Origin of the sequence: Thioalkalivibrio sp. ALR17-21 (assembly GCF_000420185.1) — a bacterium.
GTDB lineage: Bacteria > Pseudomonadota > Gammaproteobacteria > Ectothiorhodospirales > Ectothiorhodospiraceae > Thioalkalivibrio > Thioalkalivibrio halophilus.
On the sequence record NZ_ATUL01000025.1, the window covers coordinates 40,657 to 46,834 of the forward strand.

The 6,178-nt window shown below is 67.1% G+C and carries 7 protein-coding genes and 1 tRNA gene; 5 read left to right on the forward strand and 3 right to left on the reverse strand.

What is annotated here, in order from left to right; all coding sequences use genetic code 11:
- The first annotated feature begins 92 nt into the window (after window positions 1–92).
- The 5 genes from pheS to G020_RS0112070 all read left to right on the forward strand — a co-directional run bounded on the left by pheS (window position 93) and on the right by G020_RS0112070 (window position 4,276).
- Window positions 93–1,121: a phenylalanine--tRNA ligase subunit alpha gene (gene pheS, locus G020_RS0112050; protein WP_024329753.1), complete on the forward strand. Its 1,029-nt coding sequence runs from the start codon at window positions 93–95 to the stop codon at window positions 1,119–1,121.
- On the forward strand, window positions 1,121–3,487 hold the full coding sequence (pheT, locus tag G020_RS0112055) for a phenylalanine--tRNA ligase subunit beta (RefSeq protein ID WP_024329754.1): 2,367 nt from the start codon (window positions 1,121–1,123) through the stop codon (window positions 3,485–3,487). Before pheS ends, pheT begins: the two co-directional genes overlap by 1 nt.
- 3 nt (window positions 3,488–3,490) lie before the next feature.
- Window positions 3,491–3,790 (forward strand): integration host factor subunit alpha, encoded by a 300-nt coding sequence (locus G020_RS0112060; protein WP_024329755.1) that lies wholly within the window; start codon window positions 3,491–3,493, stop codon window positions 3,788–3,790.
- Window positions 3,774–4,130 (forward strand): MerR family transcriptional regulator, encoded by a 357-nt coding sequence (locus tag G020_RS0112065; protein WP_024329756.1) that lies wholly within the window; start codon window positions 3,774–3,776, stop codon window positions 4,128–4,130. Before G020_RS0112060 ends, G020_RS0112065 begins: the two co-directional genes overlap by 17 nt.
- A 69-nt stretch (window positions 4,131–4,199) precedes the next feature.
- Window positions 4,200–4,276, forward strand: a tRNA-Pro gene (locus G020_RS0112070).
- A gap of 97 nt (window positions 4,277–4,373) precedes the next feature.
- On the opposite strand, the gene G020_RS0112075 is transcribed toward G020_RS0112070, so the two are convergent.
- The 3 genes from G020_RS0112075 to ssb all read right to left on the reverse strand — a co-directional run.
- A complete protein-coding gene (locus G020_RS0112075; protein WP_026287610.1) occupies window positions 4,374–5,507 on the reverse strand; it encodes a phage integrase Arm DNA-binding domain-containing protein in 1,134 nt (377 codons plus the stop codon).
- Window positions 5,504–5,704, reverse strand: a complete 201-nt coding sequence (locus tag G020_RS0112080) for a hypothetical protein (RefSeq protein ID WP_018935693.1) — start codon at window positions 5,702–5,704, stop codon at window positions 5,504–5,506. The genes G020_RS0112075 and G020_RS0112080 overlap by 4 nt, the downstream gene beginning before the upstream one ends.
- 79 nt (window positions 5,705–5,783) lie before the next feature.
- Window positions 5,784–6,178: single-stranded DNA-binding protein (gene ssb, locus G020_RS14705; protein ID WP_024329757.1), on the reverse strand; the 395-nt coding region annotated here is incomplete at its 5' end.

Consider the following 6,178-nt stretch of genomic DNA (forward strand, 5'->3'; position numbering starts at 1 on the left):
GGGCGGGAAAGGCCGGCAACCCCGGATCATGCGGGGATCCCGAAAGGGGAGGGTTCAGGCCCTCCCTTTTTTGTTTGCAAAGGGGGCAGTACGTGGAGCAATTGCAGGAGCTGACCGACGAGGCGCTGGCGCGGGTCGAGGCCGCCACGGACCTGAAGGCGCTGGATGATGTCCGGGTCCACTATCTGGGCAAGAAGGGTGTGCTGACCGCGCAGCTCAAGGAGCTGGGCCGGCTGCCGGCGGAAGAACGGCCGGCCGCGGGGCAGGCGGTGAACGCGGCCAAGGAACGGGTGGCGGAGGCCATCGAGGCGCGCAGGACCGCGCTTGCCGAGGCCGAGCGCGAGGCGCAGCTGGCGCGCGAGCGGGTGGACGTGACCCTGCCGGGGCGCCGTCCCGCCGGCGGGGCGCTGCATCCCATTACCTCGACCATCGAAGGCATCGAGCATTTCTTCGCCGGTCTCGGGTTCCGCGTGGCGGAGGGCCCGGAGGTGGAAGACGACACCCACAATTTCGAGGCCCTGAACATCCCGGCGCATCATCCGGCGCGGGCGATGCACGACACGTTCTACTTCGATGCCCACCGCGTGCTGCGGACGCATACCTCGCCGGTGCAGATCCGGGCGATGGAACAGCAGAAACCTCCTCTGCGCGCGATCGCGCCCGGGCGGGTCTACCGTTGCGATTCCGATCTGACGCACAGCCCGATGTTCCATCAGATCGAGGGGCTGTGCGTGGACAGTGACATCACCTTTGCCGATCTGCGCGGGGTGCTGGATGCGTTCCTGCGGGGCTTTTTCGAGCGCGACGATCTGGCCACGCGCTTCAGGCCATCGTATTTCCCGTTTACCGAGCCTTCGGCCGAGGTGGACATCCAGTGCGTGCACTGCGGCGGTGAAGGCTGTCGCGTGTGCAAGCACACGGGGTGGCTGGAGGTGATGGGCTGCGGGATGGTGCATCCCAACGTACTGGGTCACGTGGGGATCGACCCGGAGGAATACACCGGGTTCGCGTTCGGCCTGGGCGTGGAACGCATGGCCATGCTGCGCCACGGGGTCAATGACCTCCGGCTGTTCTTCGACAACGACATCCGCTTCATTCGGCAATTCGGGCAGGCAGGCTAATGCGCATCAGTATGGAATGGCTGCAGGACTGGCTGCAGATCGACGAGACCCCGCGGGAGCTCGGGCACCGCCTGACCATGGCGGGGCTGGAGCTGGACGCCATCGAAGCGGCGGCGCCGGTCTTTCACGGCGTGCGGGTCGGCCGGGTGATCAGCGTGGAGCCGCACCCGGATGCCGACCGCCTGCGGGTTTGTCAGGTGGAGGCGGGCGAGGCGGAACCGCTGAACATCGTCTGTGGCGCACCCAATGTCTACACGGGAATGGTGGCGCCGGTCGCGGTGGTCGGGGCGGAGCTGCCGGGCGAGTTCCGCATCAAGCGCTCGAAGTTGCGCGGCGTGGCCTCGGAAGGGATGCTCTGCTCGGCACGCGAGATCGGTCTGGCCGAAGATGCCGAGGGGCTGCTGGATCTCCCGGATGACCTGGAGATCGGCAGTGACCTGCGCTCGGCGCTGGGGCTGGATGATCATGTGCTGGAGGTCGACCTGACGCCCAATCGCGCGGACTGTCTGGGCATGCGCGGGATCGCCCGCGAGTGCTCGGCCCTGCTGGACCGGCCGCTGCAGGTCCGCCCGGCGCCCGCGGTGGAGGCGACGCTGGATCGACGTGTGCGCGTGACCGTCGACGATGCGCAGGCCTGTCCGATCTATTCGGGGCGGATCCTCGAGGGTCTGGATGCCCGGGCACCCACGCCGCTGTGGATGTCCGAACGCCTGCGCCGGGCCGGGGTGCGCCCGCTCTCCGCGATTGTCGACGTGACCAACTACGTGATGCTGGAGCTGGGGCAGCCGCTGCATGCCTTCGATGCCGAGCGTGCCGACGAGGTGATTCGCGTGCGCCGGGGCGGCGAGGGCGAGTCCCTGACCCTGCTGGGCGGCGAGCAGACGGTGGAGCTGTCGGCGCGGGATCTGGTGATCGCCGGAGAGACACAGCCGCTGGCGCTGGCCGGAATCATGGGCGGAGCGGCTTCGGCGGTGGATGACGACACCACCCGGGTGGTCCTGGAATGTGCCCATTTCGCGCCGCGTGCGCTGGCGGGCCGGGCGCGCGAACATGGGCTGCATACCGATGCGTCGCATCGCTTTGAGCGGGGTGTGGATCCCACCCTGGTGCCGCGCGCGATGGAACGGGCCACCGAGCTGTTGCTGGCGATCTGCGGCGGCGCCTGCGGGCCCGTGGAGACGGTCGGCGACATCCCCGCGACACACGATGAACGGCCGATCACCCTGCGCGCCGGACGCATTGAGCGGCTGCTCGGGGTCGCCCTGGACGACGGCGAGGTGGAGCGCATCCTGCGGGCGCTGGACTGCGTGGTGGAGCCCGGTGGCGATGGCACGTGGCGGGTGTTGGCCCCGCGTGCGCGCTTCGACCTGGAGCGCGAGGAAGACCTGATCGAGGAACTGGCGCGGGTGCACGGGTATGACCGTCTGCCGCGCACCCTGCCGGGCGCGGTGCCGCCGGTGACGCCGCCGGGTGGCCTGAAGGCGCTGCGGGAAGGGCTGACCCGGCGCGGGTTCCACGAGGTGATCAGTTTCAGCTTCATCGACCGCGAGGTTTCGCAGCGCTTCTATCCCGAGGTGGAGCCGCTGGCGCTGGCCAACCCCATCGCCTCCGACATGAGCGTGATGCGCCCCGGCCTGTGGCCGGGGCTGGTGAGCACGGCCGCCTGGAACACGGCCCGGCAGCAGTACGACCTGCGGCTGTTCGAACACGGCCTGCGCTTCGTGCCCGGGCCTTCCGGCCTGTCCCAGGAACCCCGGCTGGCCGGGCTGCTGAGCGGACGGGCCATGCCCGAGCACTGGGAGACGGCATCCCGCGAGCTGGACTTCTTCGACGCCAAGGGCGAGGTGGAGACCCTTTGCGGCAACCTGGCGGAGCCGTTGCGCTTCCGCGCGGAGAAGCATCCCGCGCTGCACGATGGTCAGAGTGCCCGTGTGCTGGCCGGCGAACAGCCGATCGGCTGGGTGGGCAAGCTGCATCCGTCGCTGGCGGAGCGCTTCGACCTCGGGGCCCCGGTGTTCCTGTTCGACCTGGATGCACGGACCGTCAGTACCGACCCGGTGGCGCAGTTCCGGCCCCTGTCGGCTTATCCCTCGATCCGGCGGGATCTGGCCCTGGTCGTGCAGGAGGACGTGCCTGCCGGGGATCTGCTGGCGGCGATCGGCGAACTCGAGCTGGAGCTGCTGCGTGACGTCCGGCTGTTCGATGTCTACCAGGGCAAGGGTTTGAATCCGGGCGAGAAGAGTCTGGCTCTGGGCTTGATTTTGCAGGCATTTGATCGCACGCTTGATGACTCCGATGTGACCGCCGTGACCGATGCGGTGGTGGCGCACCTCGAAAGCCGGTTCAATGCGACCCTGAGGCACTGATCGATGGCAGCTGTGACCAAGGCGGATCTGGCCGCCACGCTGAACGAGGAACTGGGCCTGAACAAGCGCGAGGCCAAGGAATTCGTCGAAATGTTCTTCGAGGAGATGCGTCAGTCGCTGGAAGACGGCGAGGGCGTGAAACTCTCGGGGTTCGGCAATTTCGTGCTGCGCGACAAGAACCAGCGCCCGGGGCGCAATCCCAAGACCGGGGAAGAGATCCCGGTCTCCGCGCGCCGCGTCGTGACGTTCCGCCCGGGCCAGAAACTGCGCGAACGGGTCGAGAGCTATGCTGGAAGCGAGTAACCACCAGGAGCTGCCGGCGATCCCGGGCAAGCGGTATTTCACCATCGGGGAAGTCGCGGAGCTGTGTCTGGTCAAGCCGCACGTGTTGCGTTACTGGGAGCAGGAATTCCCGATGCTGGAGCCGGTCAAGCGGCGCGGCAACCGCCGGTACTACCAGCGTCAGGACGTCATCCTGATCCGTCAGATCCGCGCGCTGCTGTACGAAGAAGGCTTTACCATCAGTGGCGCGCGGCAGAAGCTCTCCGGGGACGAGGCGCGCGAGGATCACCAGCAGGCCCGGCAGATCATCCAGGACACGATTCAGGAACTGGAATCGGTACTGAAGGTGCTGAGGAACTGAAACACGCGGAAGACGGGGTTGTTCGCCCCCTTTCGCGAACGGCCGCTCTCGATTACCATATGTCGCGTTCGGGGCGTAGCGCAGTCTGGTAGCGCATCTGCATGGGGTGCAGAGGGTCGCAGGTTCAAATCCTGCCGTCCCGACCAAATTTCTAGGGGCCGGTCAGCGAGTTACGCGCCGGCCCTTTTTTGTGCCCGGGTGTGTTGGGAATTCGTTTGCGATTCGTTTGCGAAACGAAGGCCGTCATCCGACATCCAGACCGGCCTCCGCATCCACCCAGGTCTCCCGGTGACGGCTCAGGTAGACCTTGGTCATGGCCTGGCTGGAGTGACCTAGAAGCCGCTGCACGGCGTCCTCGGACCACCCGGCTTGCCGGTACAGGTCTGCGCCCAGGGCGCGCACTTCGTGCAGGGACGGCCGGGCCCTGCTGGGGAGTTCTGACCGGATGCCCAGTCGATCCCGTACCCGGGCGAACTCTCGGCTCAGGCGTTCGGGCACCAGCTGTGTCCAGTGTTCCTTTCGCTTCTGGTGGTCGCGCCGGTTCCTGGTCGGCCGTCGGTGGATCAGGAAAGGGGAGAGCACGTCATCACGGCATGCATCGATTACCCTTTGTAGTTCGGGCCCGATCGCAATGCGGATATTGCCCGCCTCTTTGCCCGCGATTTTCTGCTGCCGCACCAGCAGGTGGCCGTCCTCGATATGGTCGAAGCGCATCACGACAAGGTCACCCCGGCGCTGGCAGGTCTGCAGCGCCAGATCCAGCGCGTTGCGGAACCATGGCTCCCCGGCATCGCGAATGGCGCGCCATTCGTCCAGGGTCAGGCGCTGGCGCTGGACCACCTCGGTCTTCGTCGCCGTCCCCTCGACCGGGTTGTCGTCCCGCAGGCCCTCCGCGACCATCCACGCGAATGCCTGCCGCAGCACGTTCCTGCGCGAGTTGCTGGACCGGGGCGGGTACTGGTTCAGGTGTTCGGCGATGTGCCGGCGCGTGACTTCGTGCGCGTCCAGGTGGCCGAACTGCCCGGCCGCCTCGCGCAGCATGTTCGTGTAGTCGTGGATCGTCTTCGCGGCCATAGGGTTGCCCTGGCTGTTTCGCCGGTCGGGCAATGTGGCTGCAAAACGCTCGAGTACGGTGCCGATCTGGTCAGGCCCGGCCAGCACGGCCGCGGCCATCGTCTCGGCTTCCCTGCCTGTAGGCATCAGGCGCGAGTTGAGGATCTTGGCCGCCTGTATCGCTTTGGCCTTGTCCACGCCCATGCCGTGCCGCTTTCGGGTCTGCGGGTGCTCATAGACGTAGTACGTCCGCCCCCGGCTGACCGTGGTATACAGGTTCGGCGGCAGGTCGCGCCTTCCTTTCTTTCGCGGGCGAGGGCTCATGCGGACTGCAGCACCCGCTCGACCAAGGCGTCATGAGTACCGGCCAGCCAGGCGTCCTCGTCGACGTAGTACAGCTTGCCCACGATCTTGCCAGGCACTTCGCCAGCATCGATCCAAGAGCGTACGGTGCGCCGCTGGGGCTGGCTTTCCTGGTCGAAATACCGCTGGCGGAATTGATCGACGGTGATCAGCTTCATACGTCACCCCTTGGTGCCGGCATTTCGCCACTGAGGTATGCGTGCTCGGTCTGCCCGTTCTTCAGCTCCGCGACACCCATCACCAGATCCCCCGAAGCGGCGAGAACGGGACGTCATCGTCATCGAAGGAGCCACCCGGACCGGACGACGGGGAGGACGAACCGCCACCGAAGCCGTCGCCACCGGGGCCCGGGTCGTAACCGCCGCCGTAGCCGGCACCGGCAGCAGCGGCACCGCCGGCGCCACCGCCGCCGCGTCCACCGACCAGCTGCATGTCACTGGCGACGATCTCGGTGGTATAGCGATCCTGACCGTCCTGCCCCTGCCACTTGCGGGTCTGGATCCGGCCCTCGATGTACACCTGGGAGCCCTTGGACAGAGACTGCGCGGCGATGTCGGCCAGACGACCGAACATCACGACCCGGTGCCATTCGGTGTTTTCGCGCCGCTCCCCGCTCTGCTTGTCGGTCCACT

Coding starts and splice junctions, on each gene's coding strand:
- pheT (WP_024329754.1), top strand. CDS start 1,121: ATGCGCATCAGTATGGAATGGCTGCAGGACTGGCTGCAGATCGACGAG.
- G020_RS0112060 (WP_024329755.1), top strand. CDS start 3,491: ATGGCAGCTGTGACCAAGGCGGATCTGGCCGCCACGCTGAACGAGGAA.
- G020_RS0112065 (WP_024329756.1), top strand. CDS start 3,774: ATGCTGGAAGCGAGTAACCACCAGGAGCTGCCGGCGATCCCGGGCAAG.
- G020_RS0112075 (WP_026287610.1), bottom strand. CDS start 5,507: ATGAGCCCTCGCCCGCGAAAGAAAGGAAGGCGCGACCTGCCGCCGAAC.
- G020_RS0112080 (WP_018935693.1), bottom strand. CDS start 5,704: ATGAAGCTGATCACCGTCGATCAATTCCGCCAGCGGTATTTCGACCAG.